The organism is Chloroflexota bacterium (assembly GCA_016197225.1).
Lineage (GTDB): Bacteria > Chloroflexota > Anaerolineae > Anaerolineales > VGOW01 > VGOW01.
In genome coordinates this window covers 1-22,965 of record JACPWC010000096.1, presented here as the reverse complement: position 1 = coordinate 22,965, position 22,965 = coordinate 1, and the positions used below count along the sequence as shown (strand labels likewise).

At 59.4% G+C, this 22,965-nt stretch carries 21 protein-coding genes; 16 read left to right on the top strand and 5 right to left on the bottom strand.

Going from position 1 to position 22,965, the window contains the following annotated elements; translation table 11 throughout:
• The 4 genes from HYZ49_16710 to HYZ49_16695 form a co-directional block, all read left to right on the top strand.
• A partial coding sequence (locus HYZ49_16710; protein ID MBI3243926.1) for a BMP family ABC transporter substrate-binding protein occupies window positions 1-850 on the top strand: 850 nt, incomplete at its 5' end.
• 175 nt (window positions 851-1,025) lie between these two features.
• The gene (locus HYZ49_16705) at window positions 1,026-2,585 is read left to right on the top strand and encodes an ABC transporter ATP-binding protein (GenBank protein MBI3243925.1); all 1,560 of its coding nucleotides are present in this window, start codon (window positions 1,026-1,028) and stop codon (window positions 2,583-2,585) included.
• Between the two features lie 106 nt (window positions 2,586-2,691).
• On the top strand, window positions 2,692-3,912 hold the full coding sequence (locus HYZ49_16700; protein MBI3243924.1) for an ABC transporter permease: 1,221 nt from the start codon (window positions 2,692-2,694) through the stop codon (window positions 3,910-3,912).
• A 47-nt stretch (window positions 3,913-3,959) separates the two neighbouring features.
• A complete protein-coding gene (locus tag HYZ49_16695) occupies window positions 3,960-5,291 on the top strand; it encodes an ABC transporter permease (GenBank protein ID MBI3243923.1) in 1,332 nt (443 codons plus the stop codon).
• A 63-nt stretch (window positions 5,292-5,354) separates the two neighbouring features.
• On the opposite strand, the gene HYZ49_16690 is transcribed toward HYZ49_16695, so the two are convergent.
• The 5 genes from HYZ49_16690 to HYZ49_16670 form a co-directional block, all read right to left on the bottom strand.
• A complete protein-coding gene (locus tag HYZ49_16690) occupies window positions 5,355-6,107 on the bottom strand; it encodes a DUF4013 domain-containing protein (GenBank protein MBI3243922.1) in 753 nt (250 codons plus the stop codon).
• 81 nt (window positions 6,108-6,188) lie between these two features.
• Window positions 6,189-7,493, bottom strand: coding sequence for a murein biosynthesis integral membrane protein MurJ (gene murJ, locus HYZ49_16685; GenBank protein ID MBI3243921.1), 1,305 nt, complete (start codon window positions 7,491-7,493; stop codon window positions 6,189-6,191).
• 68 nt (window positions 7,494-7,561) lie between these two features.
• The gene (locus HYZ49_16680) at window positions 7,562-8,914 is read right to left on the bottom strand and encodes a C39 family peptidase (protein MBI3243920.1); all 1,353 of its coding nucleotides are present in this window, start codon (window positions 8,912-8,914) and stop codon (window positions 7,562-7,564) included.
• A 1-nt stretch (window position 8,915) separates the two neighbouring features.
• Window positions 8,916-9,620 (bottom strand): GxxExxY protein, encoded by a 705-nt coding sequence (locus HYZ49_16675; GenBank protein MBI3243919.1) that lies wholly within the window; start codon window positions 9,618-9,620, stop codon window positions 8,916-8,918.
• Window positions 9,621-9,876: 256 nt separating this feature from the next.
• A complete protein-coding gene (locus tag HYZ49_16670; GenBank protein MBI3243918.1) occupies window positions 9,877-11,100 on the bottom strand; it encodes a C39 family peptidase in 1,224 nt (407 codons plus the stop codon).
• A 73-nt stretch (window positions 11,101-11,173) separates the two neighbouring features.
• Between HYZ49_16670 and HYZ49_16665 the strand changes: the two genes are divergently transcribed.
• From HYZ49_16665 to HYZ49_16610, 12 genes are all read left to right on the top strand, one after another.
• Window positions 11,174-12,655, top strand: coding sequence for a menaquinone biosynthesis decarboxylase (locus HYZ49_16665; protein ID MBI3243917.1), 1,482 nt, complete (start codon window positions 11,174-11,176; stop codon window positions 12,653-12,655).
• Window positions 12,656-12,669: 14 nt separating this feature from the next.
• Window positions 12,670-13,242, top strand: a complete 573-nt coding sequence (locus HYZ49_16660) for a hypothetical protein (GenBank protein MBI3243916.1) — start codon at window positions 12,670-12,672, stop codon at window positions 13,240-13,242.
• 29 nt (window positions 13,243-13,271) lie between these two features.
• Entirely contained in the window at window positions 13,272-14,111 is an 840-nt protein-coding gene (locus tag HYZ49_16655) for a UbiA family prenyltransferase (GenBank protein MBI3243915.1), read from the top strand.
• A gap of 68 nt (window positions 14,112-14,179) precedes the next feature.
• Complete coding sequence (gene mqnE / locus HYZ49_16650; GenBank protein ID MBI3243914.1) at window positions 14,180-15,295, top strand: aminofutalosine synthase MqnE; 1,116 nt, start codon at window positions 14,180-14,182, stop codon at window positions 15,293-15,295.
• Window positions 15,296-15,359: 64 nt separating this feature from the next.
• Window positions 15,360-16,229: a menaquinone biosynthesis protein gene (locus HYZ49_16645; protein MBI3243913.1), complete on the top strand. Its 870-nt coding sequence runs from the start codon at window positions 15,360-15,362 to the stop codon at window positions 16,227-16,229.
• A gap of 60 nt (window positions 16,230-16,289) precedes the next feature.
• Window positions 16,290-17,531 (top strand): dehypoxanthine futalosine cyclase, encoded by a 1,242-nt coding sequence (gene mqnC / locus HYZ49_16640; protein ID MBI3243912.1) that lies wholly within the window; start codon window positions 16,290-16,292, stop codon window positions 17,529-17,531.
• Window positions 17,532-17,636: 105 nt separating this feature from the next.
• Complete coding sequence (locus HYZ49_16635) at window positions 17,637-18,581, top strand: amidohydrolase family protein (GenBank protein MBI3243911.1); 945 nt, start codon at window positions 17,637-17,639, stop codon at window positions 18,579-18,581.
• A gap of 13 nt (window positions 18,582-18,594) precedes the next feature.
• On the top strand, window positions 18,595-19,608 hold the full coding sequence (locus HYZ49_16630) for a s-methyl-5-thioribose-1-phosphate isomerase (GenBank protein MBI3243910.1): 1,014 nt from the start codon (window positions 18,595-18,597) through the stop codon (window positions 19,606-19,608).
• Window positions 19,601-20,467 carry a 3-deoxy-7-phosphoheptulonate synthase gene (aroF, locus tag HYZ49_16625; protein MBI3243909.1) on the top strand — a complete coding sequence of 289 codons (867 nt, stop codon included), beginning with the start codon at window positions 19,601-19,603 and terminating at the stop codon, window positions 20,465-20,467. Before HYZ49_16630 ends, aroF begins: the two co-directional genes overlap by 8 nt.
• Window positions 20,464-21,222 (top strand): MTAP family purine nucleoside phosphorylase, encoded by a 759-nt coding sequence (locus HYZ49_16620; protein ID MBI3243908.1) that lies wholly within the window; start codon window positions 20,464-20,466, stop codon window positions 21,220-21,222. Before aroF ends, HYZ49_16620 begins: the two co-directional genes overlap by 4 nt.
• On the top strand, window positions 21,222-21,908 hold the full coding sequence (locus HYZ49_16615; GenBank protein MBI3243907.1) for a hypothetical protein: 687 nt from the start codon (window positions 21,222-21,224) through the stop codon (window positions 21,906-21,908). The genes HYZ49_16620 and HYZ49_16615 overlap by 1 nt, the downstream gene beginning before the upstream one ends.
• A gap of 32 nt (window positions 21,909-21,940) precedes the next feature.
• Entirely contained in the window at window positions 21,941-22,858 is a 918-nt protein-coding gene (locus HYZ49_16610; GenBank protein ID MBI3243906.1) for a WD40 repeat domain-containing protein, read from the top strand.
• The last annotated feature ends 107 nt before the right edge of the window (window positions 22,859-22,965 follow it).

The window sequence follows — 22,965 nt, the reverse complement described above, 5'->3', positions numbered from 1 at the left end:
GTTCCTCGAGTCCAAGCAACAGACGGATTACGAGAAGAACATCAAAGAGTTCGTGGATGGCAAGTGCGACCTGATCGTCACCGTAGGCTTCCTGCTGGGGGAGGCGACTTCGACAGCGGCGGCGGCTTACCCGGATCAGAGTTTCCAGATTTTGGACTTTGCCTATGACCCGGTGATCCCGAACGTTTGGGGTCAGGTGTATGCGACCAACGAAGCGTCGTTCATGGCCGGGTATCTGGCGGCAGGGATGAGCCAGACGGGTATCGTGGGCACGTTTGGCGGGATCAACATCCCGCCGGTGGCCGACTTCATGGTCGGGTTCCAGGAAGGCGTTGAGTATTACAACGCTCAGAAGGGAACGGATGTGAAGGTGCTGGGCTGGGACAACGCCGCCAAAGACGGCCTGTTCGCCGGCAACTTCACCAGTCTGGATGACGGCAAGCGTCTGGCCGAGAACCTGATGGACGAAGGCGCGGACGTGATCTTCCCGGTGGCCGGGCCGGTGGGCCTCGGCTCAGCGGCGGCCATCAAGGAGCGCGGCGGCGGGGTGATGATGATTGGCGTGGACACCGACCAGTACGTCAGCGCGCCGGAGTACAAGGAGATCATGCTGTCGAGCGTGCTCAAGCACCTGGAGTTGTCGGTGCTGGAGGCGTCGAAGGCGGTGGCCGGTGGCTCGTTCGCGGGCGGCACCTACGTTGGCAACCTGGCCAACGACGGGGTGGGCCTGGCCGCTTTCCACGACTTCGACTCCGCCGTCTCGCAGGAACTCAAGGATGAACTGGCCGCTGTTCAGCAGGACATCATTGACGGCAAGATCGCGGTTAGCACTTTCTCTTCGCTCAAGTAAGCAGGAAAGAAGTAGACAGGGAAACAAGTAAATATGTCTACTTGGATACCTGTGACCCTGTCTGCTTAGCTCAACAAACAGGCGGCCTGAAGAAGTTCGGGCCGCCTGTTTCATTTTGGGCATCCTTGTGCTAAACTCTCGCTACTCTCCAATCTTCTGACAACCCCCAACACCCATGCCCCCAATTCTTGAACTACATGGAATCACCAAACGTTTCCCCGGTGTGCTGGCAAATGATCACATTGACCTGACGCTCAATCAGGGCGAGATTCTGGCCCTGCTGGGCGAGAACGGCGCGGGCAAGTCCACGTTGATGAATGTGCTCTACGGCCTGTACCAGCCGGACGAGGGCGAGATCATTGTCAAGGGCCAGCCGATCAAAGTTCACAGCCCCAACGATGCAATTGCCGCCGGCGTGGGCATGGTTCACCAGCACTTCATGCTGGTGCCGGTGCTTACCGTCACCGAAAACGTCATGCTCGGAGTCGAGTCGCTGGTGGGCGGCGTGTTTCTCGACAAGAAATCGGCGGCGGATCGCATCCGCCATATTTCTGAACAATACGGCCTGCCCGTTGCTCCCGACTCTTACATCAAAGACCTGCCGGTCGGCCTGCAACAGCGGGTGGAGATCATCAAACTGCTTTATCGCAACGCCGACATTTTGATTCTCGACGAGCCGACGGCGGTGCTCACGCCGCAGGAAGCCGACGATCTCTTCAAGGTCATCAAGTCGCTGGTGGAGAAGGGCAAGTCCATTATCTTCATCACTCACAAATTGCGCGAGGTGCTGGCGGTTGCCGACCGCATCAACGTTTTGCGGCTGGGCAAGGTGGTGGGTGAAGCCGACCCCAAGACGGCCACCGAGCCGCAACTAGCTTCGATGATGGTGGGCCGCAGTGTGGAGCTAACGGTGAAGAAAGTGGCGGCCAAACCCGGCGAGCCGGTTCTGCACGTGAAGGATTTGCGGGTGTTGGATGATCGTGAAAACCTGGCCGTGGACGGGGTGACGTTTGACGTGCGAGCCGGGGAGGTGATGGGGGTGGCCGGGGTGCAGGGCAACGGCCAGACCGAGTTGGTGGAAGCCCTCACCGGCTTGCGTTCGCCATTTTCCGGCCAGGCCACCATCCTGGGCCACGCCACCACACACGCCAGCCCGCGACAGATTGTGGAGATGGGCGTGGCCCACGTGCCCGAAGATCGCCAGCGCGACGGACTGGTGCTGTCGTACCCCGTAGCCGACAATATGGTGTTGAACACCTACTACCTGCCGCCGTTTGCCCAGAACATCCTCATTCAGCAAAACGAAGTGGATAAGGCGGCGGCAGATCGTGTACGTCAGTTCGACGTGCGCACGCCGGGCATTGAAACTTCGGCCGGCTCGCTCTCCGGCGGCAACCAGCAAAAAGTTATCATTGCCCGCGAATTGTCGCGGCCCATCAAACTGCTCATCGCCGCCCAGCCCACGCGCGGCCTGGACGTTGGCTCGATTGAATATATTCATGGCCGCATCATCGAGAAGCGCTCCGACGGTTGCGCGGTTCTGCTGGTTTCAACCGAGCTTGATGAGATTCTGGCCCTCTCGGATCGCATTGCGGTGATGTATCGCGGGCGGGTGGTGGCCGTCGTGGATCGGGCTGAAGTGAACAAGGAATATCTTGGCCTGCTCATGGCCGGGGTTGATCCGTCGCAGGTGGCCAAGCCGCAGGAAGCCGAAGCGGCGACGGCGGTATTTTGAGTACCCAATACCCAATACTCAATACTCAATACCCAATATTCCTCTTGCCGCTTAGGTTTTTGAGTAATGGGTATTCAGTATTGAGTATTAATTGTGAGGTAGCGCTTTGACGAACACATCCCGACTTCAAACAATTGTGCGCCCGGCGCTGATGCCGGCCCTGGCTATGTTTACGGCCTTTCTCTTCGGCTCGCTGGTCATCGTCTTCACCGACTTTGCCGTGCTGGAGGCGTTCAAGAACTTCGGCAGCCAGCCGGGCGCGGCCTTTAGCGCGGCCTGGACGGCGATTTCGACGGCCTATGGCTCGTTGCTAGAAGGGTCGCTCGGTTCACTGGGGCAGATCATCGCCGCCCTGCAAAGCGGCGACAGCAAAGAGATTATTGACGCTTTTTATCCGATCACCGAAAGCCTGGTGGCGGCCACCCCGTATATTTTTGCCGGGCTGTCGGTGGCGGTTGGTTTCCGGTGCGGCCTGTTCAACATCGGCGCCGAAGGGCAGTTGTTCATCGGCGCGATCTGCTCGGTGTGGGCGGGCTTTGCCCTCAAGGGCCTGCCGGCGATCATTCACCTGCCGCTGGCGCTGTTGGCCGGGGCGCTGGGCGGAGCGGCCTGGGCCTTTGTTCCGGCCATTCTTAAAGCCAAGACCGGGGCGCACGAAGTGATCAACACGATCATGATGAACTACATTGCCTTCCGCCTGAGCGAGTGGTTGCTGGGCGACAAAGGGCCGCTGAAGGAGCCAAGCTCGGCCAACCCCATCAGCCCGCCCATCGAAGTCTCTGCCGAACTGCCGCGCCTCTTTCCCGACCCGATCCGTTTTCACCTGGGTTTCTTTGTTGCCCTGGGCGTGGCGTTCGTGGTCTACTGGTTCCTCTTCAAGACCACGTTCGGGTTCGAGATTCGGACGGTGGGCGCGAACCCGAACGCGGCCAGGTATGCCGGCATGAACATTACCCGCAACCTGATCATCGCCATGTGCCTGTCGGGGGCGCTGGCCGGGCTGGCCGGGGCCAACGAAGTGTTGGGCGTGAACCACAATCTGGCCTTCGCCTTCTCGTCCGGTTACGGTTTCGACAGCATTGCCCTGGCCTTGCTGGGCAAGAGTCATCCGTTCGGCGTGGTGCTGGCGGCGCTTTTGTTTGGCACGCTCCGCAGCGGGACGACGCGCATGCAGAGCGTGGCCCGCATTCCAATTGACATCATCTCGATCATTCAGGCGCTCATCATCGCCTTCATCGCCGCCCCGGCCATCATCCGGGCTATCTACCGGCTCAAAGAAGCGGGTGAAGGCGAGGGCACGGTGTTCACACGCGGTTGGGGCAAGTAAACAATGAACAGTGAAACCATGAGCAATGAACAACGGCGGGGTGAGTGATGGCAGCGACAACTACAACTTCAACCAAATCGTTTGTGCAACAGGCTCACGCCACCCGCGAACGGGTGATGGGCATCGTCTTTCTCGTGCTTGCCATTGCCATGTACTGGCTCTTCGCCAACGGCGTGGACTCGGCCCTGGTCTCAACCTTCGGCCTCAACCAGGGGCAGGTCCCGGCAGCTGACCGTCTGCCCGACTGGGTCATCCCCTCCAGCGGCACGGTGACTCTGCTGGCCGTGCTCTCGGCGGCGATGGGCGGCTACCAACTGGCGCGCGGGTTTGGCCGCCTTACCAACGTGATACTTGGGATCGTGGCTCTCTCCTTCATCTTCACCTTTCTGGTCTGGGCCACTCGCGATCAATCCATCAACCTGGCCGGGATGCTCAAGACGGCAGTGTTGCGCTCGGTGCCGCTCACCCTCGGCGCGCTGTCGGGCATTTTGTGCGAACGGGCCGGGGTGGTCAACATCGCCATCGAAGGCCTGATGCTTGGCTCGGCCATGATGTCAACTCTGGTTGGAAGCTACATTTTGTCCCAGTGCGGCCCGGCGGATGTGCCGAGCCTGTGCACAACCTATCAGGTGCATTTGTGGGGCGGCCTGCTGGCCGGCCTGCTTACCAGCGGGTTGTTGGCCTTCGTCCACGCCGTGCTGTCCATCCGCTATAAAGTGGATCAGATCATCAGCGGCACAGTCATCAATATCTTCTCCACCGGCATGACCAGCTTCATCTCCAGCAAGTTCATGCAACAGATTCCGGAATTGAACAACGTGGGGGTGTTTAAAAACTGGCCGGTGCCCGTTCTGTCCAAGCTTCCTGTCGTCGGCGGAATCTTTTTCGACAGCAACATCTTCACTTACGGCACATACATTCTGTTGGTAGTGGTTCACGTAGCGTTGTTTTACACGCGCTGGGGTTTGCGAGTGCGGGCTGTGGGCGAACATCCCAAAGCCGCCGATACGCTGGGCATCAACGTTTTTCGCACCCGCTACGTCAACGTGGTGCTGGGCGGGCTGATGGCCGGTTTTGGCGGCGCGTATTTCACCCTCGGCTCGGTGGGGCGTTTCGAGGAGTTGATGACTGCCGGGCGCGGCTTTATCGGCCTGGCGGCGATGATCTTCGGCAAGTGGACGCCGTTCGGCGCGTTTGGCTCGTCGCTGATCTTCGGTTTCGCCGACTCGTTGCAGAACAAGCTGGCGCTTCTGCGCACGCCCATCCCGTCACAGTTTTTGCTCATGGCCCCATACATTGCCACGATGATCGCCCTGGCCGGGTTGGTGGGGCGGGCCATTCCCCCCGCCGCCGACGGCCAGCCTTACGAAAAGCAATAACAGTTAAACGAGAATCAAAAAACGGCGGCTCCTCCGAGTCGCCGTTTTTGATTCAGGAAAAGGTTACATCGTGGCCGGAGCCGCCGGGGAGGCCGCCCCGCCGCTTTCGGCAGAGGCCACTTTGTAGGCCTGGCCGTAGAGGTGCGAAGCGACAATGATGGCATAGGCGATGCCAAACGGCGCGCCAATGCCGCAGATGGCCGAGCCAATAGACGACAGGATCGAGGAAGCAAGGCCCGACAGCAAGGCTACAATGAGAAACACTGCCGGTTTGGCGCGAACGAGGGCCACCACTTCACCCACGCGCAGGGCCGGGCCAATTTCGCCGGTGGCGGCAAGTTTGCCGATGGCGGCGGGCATTAACATCGCCATGAAGATGGCGTAGATGGCGATCACACAACTACAGCAGACGCTCACCACGTTGGCAATTATGGCCATGGTTCCTGCTGCGTCGTTCGAGGATGAGCCGGCAGCGACGCTTGCGGCTATGTAAGGAACCGTAATACATAACGCCAACACAATAATTGGCAATGCGTAAACCAACTGGACGACGAACACCGAGAAGCCCTTCTTGAACAGGCCGCCAAAGTCCGTCCACTCCGGCAAAAGGTTGCTCTCACCGGCGATGACGCGGCGGGTGATTTCGAGGCCGTATCCGCCCAGTAGCAGTCCGGCGGCGATGGCCGGAATTAGCAGAAGCCAACTGAATGCCAGGCCAGCAAACATGATGCCACCGGCAATCGCCACTTTCTTGATCCAGTCTGTATCCTGTTGGGGAAACGTAAACGCTTTCCCGTATTCCATCGTGTCTTGCATTGTATCCTCCAAGAATGAATAAGTTGTTGGAGCGGAAGTATATCAGAAGAAACAACTCTGGCAAGCGGTATCACAGTCCGGCTACAAAACATTTTGCCGTCGCAGAAGCCACAACAGGCCCAAAGCTTCAGCCGTGAAGGCCAACGTGTTCGCCAGGGCGATCCCGGCGTGGCCCATGAGCGGAGTAAGAGCAAAGCATAAACCCACGAATACAACGGCGGTGAGGGCGGCGGCGATCAACGGAGTCCAAGGGCGTTGCCGCGCATAGAAAGTGCGAACGGCGATTTCCACCAGAGAATGTCCGGCGATGCCCAGCAAAAACATCTGTGCCGCTGGAATCAGCAATGCCGTATTTTCAGCAGTGAATTTGCCTCGTCCTTCGAAAACGAGTTCCACTGCCGGGCGGACGAAGGCGAGTGAGATGATGGTTGCCAACAACGTAAGCGCCAGCACAACTTTGATCGCAGTCTGTAGGGTGGTGCGTAATGCATGGTCATCACCCCGGCTGATTAATTCGGCGAGCGACGGCAAAAGGGCGGTGGCCGCCGCCGTGCCGATCACCGTTTGCGGCAGTTGCATGATTGTCCAGCCGAGAGTGAGGGCCGAGGCAACGCCTTCGCCCGGAATAAAAGAGGCAAAGCGGTCGGTGAGGATAAAGATCAGTTGCACGATGGCGATGTTCACAATGCGCGGCCCCATGAGCCGAAATACACGCAATAAACCCGGATGCCGCCATTGCAGTGACGGCGACCACTGGAAGCCGTAGTGGATCAATCCGGGAATCTGAATCCCTAAATGCAAAACTGCGCCGCCGATCACTCCGTAAGCCAGGCCGTAGATGCCAAACCGCCCGGAGAGCAACAGCACGCCGCCGATCTGGCCCACGTTATAGAGAATGGGCGCCAGACCGGGAAGGAGAAAGTGCTGTTGCGCCTGTAGGCCACCCATCACCAGCCCGCTGATACAAAAGATGAGCATAGCGATCAGATCGAGGCGCATCAAGCTTGCCACCAGTATTTGACGATCTAAATCGTAACCGGGGACGACTATGTGTTGTACCAGCGGCATCGCAAAGATGGCAAGGGCCAGAGCCAACACTGCCGCTGTGGCAAAGATCAGATTCGTGACACGGCTGAAGAGTCCCCACATCGCCGCTCGGCCCTCGTGGCCGAGGGTTTCGGCTAGCAAGGGAATGATGGCAATTGCCAAAGCCCCGCCGGACAGCATCGCAACGACAGTGTCGGGTAAATTGTTGGCGACATTATAGGCATCGAGAGCGCGGGTGAGGCCGTAGCGTTGATTGATCAGCACCTGCCGCCCGAGGCCGATGAGTTTGTCAATTCCGAAGAGGAGGGCGAGGAGGGCGGAGGCGCGAAAGAGTTTCATTGTGAAGATAGGGAGAAAAGAGAAGAGAGAAAAGAGAAGAGAGTCTCTTTTCTCTCTTCTCTCTTCGACTATGGGCTTACTCCCCACTGCGCCAGCGCCGCCAGCGCCTGATCCCAGTCCGGGTGGGCGTCGAGGGCGGCGCGCATGTCGGCGACGGCCCGGTCGAGGTCGCCAAGCTGGTAGTAGGCCCAGCCGCGCCAGTAGAGGCTCTCTTCCATCCCCGGCGTTTGCAGGGTGACGTTCGCCAGGTCAATCACGTCCTGATAGCGCTCGGTGTAGAAATAGGCTTTGTACATGAAGGTCTGATACCACAACATGCGATAGGGCAGTATTCCATAACTGCGCGCCTGATCGAAGGCCAGGGCGGCGTCCTCATTGCGCTCCAGCAGTTGGAGCGACGTGCCGACGTTGAACCAGTCGAAAGCGAGATCGAGCGGGTCGGTGTGTCTGGCCGCGTCGGCCTGGGCTTTAGCGAGGGCGCGGTTGTAGTTTGCGCCCACGTCGGCGTCCGGCCCCAGCAAAGCCGTCACTTCGGCGGCGCGATTGCCCGGATACAAGATGATGTAGAGATAGTTGAAGTCGCGCCAATCTTTCACTTCGGCGTCGTAATCGCGCCAGTAGTTTGCGCCTTTGAACGAGTCTTGCGTCAGGAACTTGCGGGCGTTGTCGTCGTAGCCGGTGATGAGGCCGTAGTGGCCCTCCCAGCCTTGCCCCACCTGCCCGTGCTCCTCCTCGCGGAAGCCGCGCTCGATGATGACCGGGAAACCGTTGGCGACGAAACGTTTGATCACGTCAATATCGCCGCCATAGCGAATCTCGGCGCTGAGGCCCGCTTGTTCGATGGCATAGTTTGCCAACTCGTAAGCCATCACGTTCTTATCGCTCTTGTTCGGCTTGATCACGCTGGCGATGTCTCTCTGCCAGCGCACGTCTTTGCCTGCCGCATACCACACCAATTCGTCCGGCTCCGAGCCGCGCCAGCCCCAATACACCAGCGCCGCGGTGAGCGTGGCCGGGCCGCAGTTGTTGTAAAGCTGTGGCTCGTAGCGCGCGCCCTCAAGCGTGATGCTGGCCGGAAGATCGTAGATGACAGAAACGGCGGTTGGTTCAGGGGTTGGAGATTGGGTGGTTAGGTTGTTAGGTTGTTGGGTTGTTTGTAGGGGCGAAGCTGTGTCTTCGCCTTTTGGGGTGGCAATTGATGTTGGCGTTTCCACCGCAAAGGTTGGCGGGTCGGCGAGGGTGACGGCGAGCGTGGGCACAGCTTCCGGTTGGTTTGAACCGAGGCCGCTGAGGAAGCGGTCAATGCGCGGGTATATTCGGTCGGTGAACGTGCGGCTGTTGTAAAACGCGCCGCTGGCAAAGAGGCAGAGGGCGAGGCCGAAAGCGGCGAGGGTGAGGAGGAGGGGGCGGGGGAGGCGCATTTTAGACAACGGATTTGGGGAATTGGACGGATTTGGGCTTCAGAAAGAGCGGCTTGAGTTCGGTGTCATGGAAGTTGGCGAGGATGCCCAGCGAGGCCTGTTGGACGCGCAACCACTCGCGGAAGTTGTCGAGTTCAAAATCGGCGACACTTTTGGCGGCGGTAGGAAAAACCATGACCGCACCACTTACGCGCAGGTGGCCGAATTTAAGTTCGCCAAGCGATTCGCCGCGATAGAAAACCTGGACTGCCTTGTATGGTTTAATCGGCAACCCGCGCAATTTGAGTTCATGATAGCAGGCATTGGCATAGATACGGCCCATAAACCCCGGCCCCAACGTGGCATGAACGTCAAACAGGCCGCCCACAATTTCATAAACCATCTCTGGCTCAATCAAACCGGCCAGCTCCGGGTTTTCAGCCACACGCTCGACACTCGCTTTGCTCGCTTTCGGCTCGCGTGGAGTGAAGTATAGCCGCTGAAACTCCGGCTTTGGCCCGCCAAAGTTAAGCAACAAGCCTACTTGTTTGCCTGTCACCTTGAGATAAGAAATCAACTGTGCTTTGTGCAGACGGGTGAGGCCGAGCGCGACTTTGTTTTCGACGACGACTTCTCCAGCAATAAGGATGTCTAAAATCTGTTTGCCGACGACCTTCTCGCGATAGGTGATTTGCCATTCAGGTTGTTGAATGCAACGAATTGCCATTGTGTTCAAGTCATACACCATCGCCCGGTCGTAGAAACGCTCCGGGTAAGTCCGGCCTGTGCCATTGTAAACGTCGTAATAGGCGCGGAGGATGGAGCCGGTGAGGGACTTGGGAGGAGTTCAGTCATAGTGGTGTGGACAACGGATTTGGGGAATTATACAGATTGATCCGCCCCATTCCCCAAATCCGTTGTCACCTCTCATCGTTGCAGGCAACGGATTTGATCCGCCCCATTCCCCAAATCCGTTGTCTCCCTCACGGCTTCACCCCAATACTCTCCAACGCCACCTTCGCATCATTAAACGTCGGGTTCACCTCCAGCGCGTTGCGGAAGTCGGCGATGGCAGCGTTCTTGTCGCCCAGCATGTATTCGGCCCACGCCCGCCAGAAGTACGACTCTTCGAGGTCGGGACGGTAGTCGAGGGTGAAGGTGCTGAGGTCAATCACGTCCTGGTAACGTCCAAGATTGAAGTAGGCGCGATACGGCCCGAACTGATAGAAGAGCATACGCTTTGGCAATCCGAGTTCGCGCGCCTTGTCAAAGGCTTCGGCGGCTTCGGCGTAACGGTCAAAGTAGTTCAAGTTCGAGCCGAGGTTGAACCAGGCAAAGGCGTTCTCCGGTTCGGTTTGCGTGTCAGTCCGGGCGGCGGCCAGCGCGTTCTGTCGGTTCACAGTCTCGTCAACATCCGGGCCGAGCAGGGCGTTGATCACCTCAATGTCATCCGGCGGAAAGACGACGATGTACAGCCGGTTGAACTCCTGCCACTGCTGGTCAACCGTCTCGTAAGGCACACGGCGATCCGGCCCGGCAGTCACGTCTTGAACGATGAAGATTTCCTCCGAGTCATCGTAGCCCGTAATCAGCAAGTAGTGGCCCACCCAGCCCTGCTCCACCTCATAGCCCGTTTCAATCACCACCGGATAACCGTTCGCCAGAAACAGCTTCAACTTGTCCACCGTGCCGCCCACGCGGAACAAGGCATCGAGCCAGCCGGCGTGCGTTTTCACGTAATACACCATCTCGTCCCAACGCACGTTCTTGTCGCGCTGATTCGGGTGAACAACTTTCGCCACCTCGTCCTGCGTGCCTTGCCAGCCGTAAAAGCGCAAGTACATTGCCAGCGTAGCCGGGCCGCAGTTGTTGATGTCTTGTTTCTCCCATTTGGGCGATTTGAGGGTGACTGACTCGGGCGGCGTGACAAGTGAGATTGGGATGGACGTGGCAGTCACTGTTGGAATCGGGGTCGCCGCCACTGGTGGGGAATTGAATTCTGCCACCACCGAAAGAGGCGGGGAAACCGTCTCTGCGGCGACCGAAGGGAGGGCGGTGGGCAACGTGTCCCCGGCCGGGGCGGCCAAATCGAGAATCGCGCCGCGCACCAGTTCAATCCGCCAGCGAATTGAGTCATATTTGAAAAGAGCGATCGCGCCGATCCCAATGGCCAGCAGGATCGTCGCGGCCAGTTTTTTGTTGAGCATGGGCCGGATTATACTGCCTGAAAATTAGGGGGAAGTTAGATATAATCCTTCGTGACAATCTGACGGAGGCAATGTGACATTCAAAGATATGCGGGAATTCATGGCCCTGCTGGAGAAGCAGGGCGAGTTGATTCGGATTAAGACGCCGGTCTCACCTGAACTTGAGATTACTGAGATTACCGACCGGGTGATGAAGGGGCCGTCGGCCAAAAACAAAGCCTTGCTCTTCGAGAATGTGCAGGGCTTTTCGATGCCCGTCGCCATCAACCTGTTTGGCTCCGACCGGCGTATAGCAACCGCGCTCGGCGTGGACGACTTGGAGGAGTTGAATCACCGGCTGGCGAAGCTGGTGGACTTTCGTTTGCCGCAAGGGCTGGGGCCGATGATTGATCGCGGTATGGATTTTTTGAACGTGCTCAAGAGCATTGGACTTGGGCCGACGATGACGAGTCGTGGCCCGGTACAAGAAGTGGTTGAGCAGGACGCACCGAACCTGAACACTTTGCCCATTCTGAAATGCTGGCCGGGCGACGCCGGAAAATTTATTACCTTGATGCAAGTCATCACTCGTGATCCGGTGAGCAATACTCGCAACGTGGGCATGTATCGCCTGCAGGTGCTTGGCGAGCGCAAGCTAGCCATGCACTGGCAGAGGCACAAGGGCGGAGCCGAGCACGAGCGCAAGGCGCGAGAGGCGGTACGAGCAGGTCTCAGACCTGCCCCGACATTCCCAGCAGCAATTGTCCTCGGCGGCGACCCGGCCTCGATGTGGTGCGCGTCCGCTCCGCTCCCACCAAACATTGACGAGTATCTGCTGGCCGGCTGGATTCGCGGCAAGCCGGTGGAGTTTGTGAAGTGCGTGACTCAACCGATTGAAGTTCCGGCGGACGCCGAGATTGTGATCGAGGGCTACGTGGACCCGAACGAGCACGAGATCGAAGGGCCGTTCGGCGACCACACCGGCTACTACACACCCGCCGAGCCGTTCCCGGTCTTTCACGTCACGGCGATCACCCACCGCAAGAACCCGATTTACCCGACGACGATTGTGGGCGTGCCGCCGGTTGAGGACGTGTATTTGGGCAAGGCCACCGAGCGGCTATTCCTGCCCCTGCTCCGACTCTTTTTACCCGAAGTGTTGGACTACCACATGCCGCCCGCCGGTGTGTTCCACAATCTGGTCATCGTCAAAATTCGCAAGCGCTTCCCCGGCCACGCCCGCAAGGTGATGTTTGGCGTTTGGGGTCTGGGGCTGATGATGCTGGCGAAGGCAATCGTGGTGGTGGACGAGTGGGTGGATGTTCACAACTTACACGAAGTGGCCTGGCAGACGCTGGGCAACGTGGACTGGAGCAAGGACATCGTCGTCGTCGAAGGCCCGGTGGATCATCTCGATCACGCCTCGTACCGCCACTCATTTGGCGGTAAGATTGGGGTGGACGCTACCGCCAAAGGCCCGGACGAAGGCTACACCCGCGGCTGGCCTGAGGTGGTGCGGATGGATGAAGCGACGAAGAAGAAGGTGGACGAGATGTGGAAAGAGTTGGGGTTGTAGAGGGCAGACCTTATATGACGCTTCTTGAGCAGTCTCTGCCGCAGTTCGACGTGAACGAAGTTCACGCGATTGAGATTCGGGCTACACCAGAGCGAGTGTACCGCGCTCTGCAGGAATACCGTCTGGGCGACTCAGCGGCGACGCGGTTTCTGTTCACGTTGCGCCGACTGCCTGCCATGCTCACCGCTAAAAGCCGCGCGGCTTTGCGGCAGGCACAGCAACAAGAGCCGCCGTTCATTCAGATGCTCGACAAGGGTGGCTTCGTCAAAGTGGCCGAAGCGCCAAACGAAGAGATCGTCGTCGGCCTCATCGGCAAGTTTTGGCAGCCGGTTCCAGAACAAGTGACGCTGACAAACGGCGAAGCCTTTCTGCGCTTTGACGATCCGGCATACGCCAAAGCGGCGATGAACTTTCACCTTGCGCCGAATGGAAACGGCCTGACGCGCTTGAGCACCGAAACGCGAGTGTGCGTGCCCGATCCCAAAAGCCGGATGCTGTTCCGCTTTTACTGGATGCTCATCGGCTTCTTCAGCGGCTGGATTCGGGTCGAGATGTTGCGGGGGATCAAGAAGGCGGTAGAATTGTGATAATCTCTCGCACCCGAACCTTCCTCGAAATGATCAAGTTCGAGCACACGGTCTTTGCCTTGCCGTTTGCGTATTTAGGTTTGTTGCTCGCGGCAGGCGGCTGGCCGGGCTGGTGGAAGTTGATCTGGATCACAGTGGCGATGGCGGCGGCGCGCACGGCAGGCATGAGCCTCAATCGGCTGATTGACCGCCACATTGACGCCCGCAACCCGCGCACGGCCAACCGGCCCATTCAGTCGGGGAAGATTTCGTCGCCGGCGGTGGCGGTGGGGGCTGTCATTTCGCTGGTAGTGTTGGCCGTCTCAGCCTGGCTGTTGAACCCGGTGGCGTTCTATTTGTTTCCGGGCGCGCTCGTTTTTCTGGTCGGCTATGCGTACGCCAAACGTTTCACCTGGCTCTCCCATTTCATCCTCGGCTTCACCGACGGACTGGCCCCGGCGGGCGCGTGGGTGGCCATCACTGGCACGTTCTGGTTGGCCTCAGATATTCCGGCGTGGCTGTTGTTGGCCGCGCTCACCGTTTGGATCGGCGGCTTCGATTTGATCTACGCCTGCCAGGACGTGGAGTTCGATCAGCGCGAAGGTCTGCATTCGATCCCGGCCCGGTTTGGGATCGCCTTTGCATTGAGGCTGGCGCAAGTTTGCCACGCGCTCACGGTGATTTTGCTCGGCGCGGTCGGGGCCTGGTTCGGGCTGGGCTGGCCGTTCTGGGTCGGGCTGGCGGCCATTGCCGCGTTGTTCGTCTGGGAGCATTCACTCGTCAAGCCAAACGATCTGTCAAAAGTAGACCTGGCGTTTTTCAACGTCAACGGTTATATCAGTTTGACGATTTTTGCGGCGACGATGGTCGCAGTGTTGGCGGCGGGATAACCAAGTCGGTCAACCGGCATCCCATTTGTTATAATTATCGCAATTGAAATCCTGTTTTGGAGAAAGTCATGACAATTGCGATTCAAACCAAGCGTCCCCTGGCGGACATTGAAGAAAAAATAGTCGAAGGCGAGCGCCTCTCTTTTGAAGACGGCCTGCGCCTGTTCGAGTCGAACGACCTGCTCACGGTGGGGCGGCTGGCCGACACCGTGCGCCGCCGCAAAAGCGGCGACGTGGTCTACTTCAACAAGAACCGCCACATCAACCCTACCAACGTCTGCGCCTTCCACTGCAACTTCTGTTCGTTCGCCCGCAACTCGGACAAAGAGCCGGGCGCTTACACCTGGATGCCGGAGCAGATCGTCGAGCACATTCGCCCGACGGTAGACGAAGGCATCACCGAATTTCACATCGTCGGCGGCCTGCATCCCACCCTCGGCTTCGAGTATTACGAAGACGTTCTGCGCGCCCTCAAGCGCGAGTATCCAAAAGTGCATCTCAAAGCCTTCACTGCCGTCGAGATTGATTTCTTCCGCGAGCTGACCGGCCTGACGAATGAAGAAGTGCTGAAGCGGTTGATCGCCGCCGGCCTGGACTCGATGCCCGGCGGCGGGGCCGAAATTTTTCACTGGGACGTGCGCCGCAAAATTTGCCCGGAGAAGGCGGACGCCGAAACGTGGCTGGCGATTCACGACACGGCTCATCGCCTCGGCCTGCACACCAACGCCACCATGCTCTACGGCCACGTCGAAAAATATGAGCACCGGGTGGATCACATGATCCGCCTGCGCGAACAGCAGGACAAGTCCGGCGGCTTCCAGACCTTCATCCCGCTGGCTTTTCATCCCGAAGAAAACAATCTCGGCAAGAAAGTTCACCGCCAGTGGACGACCGGCGTGGACGATCTCAAGACGCTCTCCATTGCTCGCCTCCTGCTCGACAACTTCCCGCACATCAAGGCCTACTGGATCATGCTCACGCCCGAACTGGCGCAGGTGGCCCTCTCGTTCGGCGCGGACGATCTTGACGGCACGGTGATCGAAGAGAAGATTTACCACGACGCCGGGGCCAAAACGTCGCAGGCTATGGACAAGAACGAACTCATGCGCTTCATCCGCGCCGCCGGCTACCGGCCCGTTGAACGCGACACGCTCTATAACATCGTCAACACCTATGAAAACTAATACCCAATACAGAATACTCAATACCCAATATTGAGTATTCTGTATTCAGTATTGGGTATTCCTTATGCTCACTATTGGTCTCATTGATTACCTCAACACCCAGCCCTTTCAGTATTCACTGGCGAAACGGCTGACGGGGAAGGATGTCCGCTTTGCGCGGGGGGTGCCGACGACTCTCAACCGGGCGCTGGCCGCCGGGGAAGTTGATCTGGCGCCCATCTCGGCCATCGAGGCTGCCCGCCACGCCGAAGACGTGGTCATCCTCCCCGGCCTCAGCATCGCCTCCATTGGCGCGGTCAAAACCGTTTTGCTGTTCTCGTGGAAGCCCGACCCGCTTGAACTCGCCGGTCAGCCAATTGCCCTCACCGATCACTCGGCCACCAGCGTGGCCCTGCTCAAACTGCTGTTCCGCGAACGCTACGAGGCCGACGCCGACTGGCGGGTGCGCCCGCAAAACCTGGCGGCGATGATGAACGAATGCCAGGCGGCGCTGGTCATCGGCGACACGGCGCTGATGGAAGGCAACCAGCATCGCATGTTGATCACGCCCTCCGGCGAAACCGCCCGGCCTTACGTTTTTGATCTGGGCGACGAGTGGCTCAAGCACACCGGCCTGCCCTTTGTGTTCGCGCTGTGGGCCGCCCGACGCGCCGCCCTACCGGAACTGCTAACCCTCGACATTCCACAAGCCTTGCACGACTCGACCGGCGACGGTTTAGCCGCCATTGATACCTTGGCCACCGCCTACGCCCCGCGCCTCGGCCTGCCGGTCGGCGTGTGCGCCCGCTACCTGCGCGACCTGCGCTACAGCCTCACCGACTGGGACTTGCAGGGCCTCAACACCTACCTCGACTCGGCTCTCGGCAAAGACCGCCCGCCGCTCGAATTTCTCGAAATAATTGGGACGCAGATAAACGCTGATGGACACAGATAAAAAATGAAAATCTGTGTTTATCTGCGTTCATCAGCGTCCTAAAAAAAGACCGGAGCCTTAATGAACACGAACGGAACCCGCACTGACGAAATTCTCGCCAAAGTTTTCGATGGCGAACGCATCAGCTACGAAGAAGGTTTATATCTTTATGAACACGCCGACCTGCTCGCCCTCGGCGAGGCCGCCAACGCCCGCCGCCAGCAGATCAACCCCGGCGACCGCGTGACGTACCTCATTGACCGCAACATCAATTACACCAACGTCTGCGTCACCGACTGCCAGTTCTGCAACTTCTACGCGCCCAAGTCCAACCACCCCAGGGCCTACGTCAACTCTAAAGAGATTCTCGGCCACAAAATTCGCGAGGCGCTCACGCTCGGCGCGACGCGCATTCTCATGCAAGGCGGCCACAACCCCGACCTGCCGTTTGAGTATTACACCGACCTGGTCGGTTGGATTAACCAGACTTTCCCTGAGATAGAGATTGACGCCTTCTCGCCCTCGGAAATTGAATTCATGAGCGAAATTTCCGGCAAGAGCTGGCTGGAAGTGTTGACCGAACTCAAGGCCGCCGGCCTGCGCGGCCTGCCCGGCGGCGGCGGCGAAATCCTCGACGACGAAATTCGCAACCGGGTCAGCCCCAAGAAGATCAAAACCGGCAACTGGCTGGGGATCATGGAAGTGGCCCACTCACTCGACCTGACGACGACAGCCACGATGGTCATTGGCTTCCGCGAAGAACCACGCCACCGGCTGAATCACTTTCAGCGCCTGCGCGAGGCGCAGGATAAGGCGCTGGCCAAAGGCTCACGCGGCTTCAACGCCTTCATCTCGTGGCCCGTTCAAATCGAAGGCACGCCGCTGGGCCGGAGCAAATTCCGCGCCGAGTATGGGGCGACACCCAACGAATACTTGCGCCACACCGCCCTCGCCCGCATCTTCCTCGACAACATTCCGCACCTGGCCGCCTCGTGGCCGACGATGGGCGCAAAGGTGGGGCAGGTGGCCCTGCATTTCGGTTGCGATGATATGGGTTCGACGATGATCGAAGAGAATGTGGTCTCGTCGGCGGGCGCGATCACCAAAGTCAGCCCGATGATGACCGTCGCCGAATTTCACCGCCAGATTCGGGCCGCCGGATTCTACCCGGCCCAGCGCGACTCCAGCTACAACATTCTGCGCGAATACCGCGACCCGGCAGACGACAACGGCGCTGTTCCGCCCGATGCCCTCGCCGCCATGCCCGACTTCATCCCGCTCCCCCTCCTCGGTGGCGACGGCAAAGAGCCAATGGCCGCGTAAAAAAGTGAACCGCAAAGGCGCAAAGGACGCTAAGGAAACAAGGGAATTAAAGGAAATCTTTGCGCTCTTTGCGTCTTTGCGTCTTCGCGGTGAAGAAATTCTGTAGTGCCAACGTCCCCTCCGCTTGTCAACGCGCACACCCACCTCGAACTTGGCGGGTTCGCGCATCTGCTACCGCCGTCTGAAGGCTCATCTTTTGTCGCTTGGATTCAAACGCTGATCGCCGCCCGCCGGGCCATTGCCAACGATGGTCTGGTGCCTTACCAAAAAGCGGTGGAGGCCGGGGTCGCCGCCTTGCGTGAGACAGGCACGACGATGGTGGGCGACATCTCGGCCACCGGGGCGAGTGTCGAGCCACTGCTCGACTCCGGCTTGAGCGGCGTTGTCTATCTTGAAGTTCTCGGCCTCGAACCAACAGCGGCCCTGCAACGTCTGCGCGAGACCGAGGCCAAAATTGACTCTTACCGCAAACGCGAAAACACGATGCGAGTCGGCCTCACCATTCACGCCCCCTACTCGTGCCACCCCGATTTGTTCCGCGAAGGCGCGGCCTGGTGCGTTGCCGAGAGCGTGCCGCTCTGCGTTCACATCGCCGAGAGCCAGGCTGAAGTTGAACTGCTCCAGCATGGCACGGGCGATTTTCTGGAATTGAAACGCGCCCTCAACCTGCCCGATCTTCCCATCCCTCGTTGCTCGCCCGTTGCCTATCTCGAAGACCTCGGCGTGCTGGAAACGAAACCGTTGCTCATCCACTGCGTGCAAGTGGACGAGGCCGACATTCAGCGCATCGCCCGCTCCGGCTCAATGGTCGTTCACTGCCCGCGCAGTAATCAACGTCTGCAATGTGGCCGGATGCCGCTGGAGAAGTTTCTGGCCGCTGAAATCCCGGTGGCCCTCGGCACCGACAGCCTCACCTCCAGCCCCTCGCTCGACATCCGCCAGGAAGCCGAAGCCGCCATCGAAATGCACGCCGGCCTTGTTTCCGCCGACTCCATCCGCACCCTTCTCCAACCCTTCGACTTCGCTCAGGGCAAGTCTCCAATTCTCTAATTCTCTAATTTTCATGCCCTGCCCCGCTCTCCTCGCCGACCGCTTCAACACCCTCCGCTACGACCGCGAACGTTGCGCGGTGATTTTGCTCGACCGCCGCCGCTATCCGTTCGCGACCGAATTTGTCGAGTGCCGCACGGTTGAGGAAGTGGCGCGAGCGATTGAAGACATGGTAGTGCAGGGTGGGCCGCCGCTGGCTTACGCCGCCGGGCTGGGCCTGGCCCTGGCCGCCTTCAAAGGCGAGAACCTGCCCGCCGCCGCGCAACGCCTCCTGGCCACGCGCCCCACCGCCGACGACCTGCATCACTTGATTCCGCAAGCCCTCAAAGCGGGCGAAGACGCCGAAGCGATCTTGTCGTTTGTGAACGGCGAGATCGAGCGCGGCAACGAAGTCGCCCGCCGGTGCGGAAGTTTTGCCGCCGATTTATTGCGCGACGGTGATCGCATCCTCACTCATTGCATCGCCGGCGCGGCGCTCGCTCAAATGTTGTGGATCGCGAAAGAGCAGGGCAAGTCGTTGCACCTGTTTCCCACCGAGACCCGGCCCTACCTGCAAGGGGCGCGCCTCACCGCCGCCACCGCCCGCGAACTCGGCATCCCCTGCACCCTCATCACCGACGGCATGCCTGCGTTCGTGATGAGCCGGGGGCTGGTGGACGTGTTTATCTGCGCCGCCGACCGCATCACCCTGGACGGTCACATCACCAACAAAGTCGGCACCTATCAAATCGCTATCGCCGCCCACCATCATCATCTCCCGTTTTACGTGCTGGGCTACGACGGCCCCGACCCGCACACGCGCACCGGGGCAGACATTCCCATCGAAGAGCGCAATCCCGACGAAGTGTTTCATGCGATGGGTGTTGACGCGCAAGGCAACGCCGCCCGCATTCGCACCGCCGTCCCCGGCATCGGCGGCTACTACCCGGCCTTCGACATCACCCCGCCCGAACTTATCACGGCCATCGTCACCGACCGGGGTGTGTTCAAGGCATCCGAGATCGCCGACCACTTTTTTTATGGGTAACTCGACTCGCCCCGACGATTGGGAATGGCCGCGCCACGAACTGATCCGCTGGGAGATCGGTTTGACCGCCCCGGCCACTCGCGCCTTCCCTTTGGTCGGCGGCCTCACCATCGGCGGCCCCGGCGTGATCATCATGGCCGGGCCGTGCTCGGTGGAATCCGAAGATCAAATATTGGCCGCCGCTCGCGCCGTCAAATCTGCCGGGGCCGCCGTGTTGCGAGGAGGCGCGTTCAAGCCGCGCACCACTCCGCACTCGTTTCAAGGATTGGGTGCCGACGGCCTGCGCCTCTTGCGGCAAGCGGGCGACGCCGTCGGCCTGCCCGTGGTCACCGAAGTGATGGCCCACACCGACGTTGACCTCGTCGCCCGCCACGCGCAAATTTTGCAGATCGGTGCGCGCTCGATGCAGAACTACCCGCTCCTGCACGCCATCGGCGAAACGAAACTGCCGGTGATTCTCAAGCGCGGCCTCGCGGCCACTGTCGAAGAATGGCTCGGCGCGGTCGAACACATTCGCGCGCGCGGCAACGAGCGCATCATTTTGTGCGAGCGCGGCATCCGCGCCGTGGAAACCGCCACGCGCTTCACCCTCGACATCAACGCCGTGCCGCTCATGCACCGCCTGTGCGACTTGCCGATCATCGTTGACCCCAGCCACGCCACCGGCCGCGCCGACCTTGTGCCTGAAGTGTCTCGCGCCGCCCTCGCCGCCGGCGCCGACGGCCTGCTCGTCGAAGTTCACCCTCAGCCCGCCCTTGCCCTCTCCGACGGGCAACAGTCACTCGCCACCGATCAATTTGCCGATCTCGTTCCAAGTCTGCGCCGCGTTGCCAATGCCATCGGGAGAAACATATCGTGATTTGCATCTTCGGTGGAACCGCCGCCTACCACCTCACCCCCGCCGACTTCGGCAACGCCGAGAGCCTGCCGCCGCTCGACACCCCCTTCGGCCCTGCGCCGATCTTTTTGCGGTTCTCTCTCCCCTCCCCTGTTGGTGTTTTTTCAACGGCGCGCAAGCGGGGGCCGGGGGTGGGGGTTCTTTTCTCATCGCGCCACGGCGCAGACAAGCTGGCCCGCTCCGCCGCCTTCGTCAACCATTGCGCCAACCTGTGGGCGGCCAAAGAATACGGGGCAACTGCCATTTTGTCGTGGAACGGCGTCGGCGCGATCAATCCCATGCTCAATGTTGGCGATAAGCTCGTGCCGGATGATTTGATTGACGCGACTCGCGCGCGCGACGCCGCCTCTTTCCAATCGTCGGGGACGCCGTCTCTCAAGGGGACGTTTTGGGAGGCCGGTCGGGCCGCTTTGATCGAGTCGGCGACCCCTGCGTTTTCGCGCGGCGTCTACGTTTGCACCGAAGGCCCGCGTCTCGAAACTCCCGCCGAGATCGCCGCCTTCGCCCAAATGGGCGCGGACGTGGTAGGCATGACGCTTGTCCCCGAAGTGTTTCTCGCCGACGAAATGAGCCTGCCTTACGCCTCGCTATGCATCGTCACCAACATCGCTTCAGGGTTGGCCCGGCCCGGCTCGCCGCGCCGCTTCGGCCCGGAAGTGGCAAGAGAAGGTCTGGCCCTATGTTTGAAAGCGGCGCAACTGCTGGAGAAGAATTGATGGAAATTGCGATTTGGGGCGCGGACGCGCCCGCGAACAAAACAACCGACGCCCCTTTCGGCCCGGCTACGTTTAGTGTTGCCACAATCGCTGGGCGCGAGATCGGCCTTTTCGGGCGCGACGGCGACCCGCGCGCGCGCGTCTATGCCGCCAAAGAAATGGGCGTAGCACGCATTATCGGCCTCTTCAACGGCTTGCTCCTCAACCGCCTGCTGAAGCCCGGCGACTGCCTTGTGCCGGACGATGTGATCGATCAAACCCGCGGCGGCCCCACCACCTTCTTCGTCAATCGCGGCCTGGGCTACGTGCAAATGACTCCGCCGTTCTGTAATGAAACTCGCGCCGCCCTCACCGCCGCTATTTCAAACCCTAGCTCTAACTCTAACTCTTTCTCTCTTGGCACTGCCGTCGCCTGCCCGCCCCGTCCCATCACTCCCGCCGAAGCCAAAGCCTGGCGCGCCCTGGGCGGCGATGTAGCCGTGTGGGGCCTTGCGCCCGAATGGTCGCCGGCCCGCGAACTCGAGCTTTGTTACGCCGCCCTCGTCGTCGTCGGCCAGTCGCCGACTCTCGAGCAACTTGAACCCGTCATCGCCGCCCTGCCCGCCGAGCGCAAATGCAACTGCCCCAACTTGAATCCCGGCGCGCACCGCGAGTTGGGCGACGACTGGCATGTATGGGTAAAGTAATGTAGGGTTGCTTCTCTTTATGCATAAAAGCTATGGGTAAACTCAATTCCTTTGCCGGTTCTTTGTTGTTAGCCATTTTTCTGGCGGGCTGTGGCACATCCAAACCAGGGATTCCTTTTACGGCTACCACCCCAGCGCCTCAGCTCCAGCCGACAGCTACTCTAACGCCCAATCCCACAAACACACAGAGTCTAACGCCGACATTTACGCCTCAACCTGCGCCGTTATCGTTTTCTGCAAAGCGCATTATGAGAATAGGCATGGGGCGGGCACAAAAGATTGTTTGGGCATCGCAAGGAGAGCCTATTGTAATTGCCAGTACTATCGGCTTGTACATCTACAACAAATCACTCAAGCAAGTAAGGCTTATCGAGACAGGAGCATATATTTGGGATATGTCTCTTCACCCAAGCGGCCAAATAGTGGCAACAGCAGATGACGTTGTAGAAAATCAAAACATTCGATTATGGGATGTCACAACTGGTCAACTCCTGCAAACTCTTGAAGGGCATCCACGCAAAGTTGTTTCAGTTGACTTTAGCCCTGATGGGAGCTTGCTGGCGTCAGGCAGTGCTGATGGGAGTGTAAGGATATGGGACGTTAAGACGGGACGATTGATCCAGAAACTTGAGTGGAAATACGAAACTATTCCCCTTGAAGTTTGGAGAGTCAGGTTTAGCCCCGACGGGAAATTGCTGGCGTCAGGAGGGGGAGATAATATCATCCGGCTATGGGAAGTGAAGACTGGCAAATTGCTTTACACACTTAGTCGTCACACTAACACAGTATCAAGTATTGAGTTCAGCCCTGATGGGCAACTGCTAGCTTCTGCAGGAGGCGATGACTTCATTCAGTTATGGGAAATAACGACAGGAAAACCTCAGCGGACCCTCTCTGGCAACTTTGTGGGTGTAGGTAGTTCGTGTCCAAGAAATCACTTTTCAACATAAGGCAGCAGGACCCCGCGCCGATGCTTGATCAAAAATTGCGCGATGGTCGCCAGATTATTAGCAATGACTCCCCAGCCCACCCAGCGTTCCATCCCGAGGTCGCCATG

Coding starts and splice junctions, on each gene's coding strand:
- HYZ49_16705 (MBI3243925.1), top strand. CDS start 1,026: ATGCCCCCAATTCTTGAACTACATGGAATCACCAAACGTTTCCCCGGT.
- HYZ49_16695 (MBI3243923.1), top strand. CDS start 3,960: ATGGCAGCGACAACTACAACTTCAACCAAATCGTTTGTGCAACAGGCT.
- HYZ49_16690 (MBI3243922.1), bottom strand. CDS start 6,107: ATGCAAGACACGATGGAATACGGGAAAGCGTTTACGTTTCCCCAACAG.
- murJ (MBI3243921.1), bottom strand. CDS start 7,493: ATGAAACTCTTTCGCGCCTCCGCCCTCCTCGCCCTCCTCTTCGGAATT.
- HYZ49_16680 (MBI3243920.1), bottom strand. CDS start 8,914: ATGCGCCTCCCCCGCCCCCTCCTCCTCACCCTCGCCGCTTTCGGCCTC.
- HYZ49_16675 (MBI3243919.1), bottom strand. CDS start 9,620: ATGGCAATTCGTTGCATTCAACAACCTGAATGGCAAATCACCTATCGC.
- HYZ49_16670 (MBI3243918.1), bottom strand. CDS start 11,100: ATGCTCAACAAAAAACTGGCCGCGACGATCCTGCTGGCCATTGGGATC.
- HYZ49_16660 (MBI3243916.1), top strand. CDS start 12,670: ATGACGCTTCTTGAGCAGTCTCTGCCGCAGTTCGACGTGAACGAAGTT.
- HYZ49_16655 (MBI3243915.1), top strand. CDS start 13,272: ATGATCAAGTTCGAGCACACGGTCTTTGCCTTGCCGTTTGCGTATTTA.
- mqnE (MBI3243914.1), top strand. CDS start 14,180: ATGACAATTGCGATTCAAACCAAGCGTCCCCTGGCGGACATTGAAGAA.
- HYZ49_16645 (MBI3243913.1), top strand. CDS start 15,360: ATGCTCACTATTGGTCTCATTGATTACCTCAACACCCAGCCCTTTCAG.
- mqnC (MBI3243912.1), top strand. CDS start 16,290: ATGAACACGAACGGAACCCGCACTGACGAAATTCTCGCCAAAGTTTTC.
- HYZ49_16630 (MBI3243910.1), top strand. CDS start 18,595: ATGCCCTGCCCCGCTCTCCTCGCCGACCGCTTCAACACCCTCCGCTAC.
- aroF (MBI3243909.1), top strand. CDS start 19,601: ATGGGTAACTCGACTCGCCCCGACGATTGGGAATGGCCGCGCCACGAA.
- HYZ49_16615 (MBI3243907.1), top strand. CDS start 21,222: ATGGAAATTGCGATTTGGGGCGCGGACGCGCCCGCGAACAAAACAACC.
- HYZ49_16610 (MBI3243906.1), top strand. CDS start 21,941: ATGGGTAAACTCAATTCCTTTGCCGGTTCTTTGTTGTTAGCCATTTTT.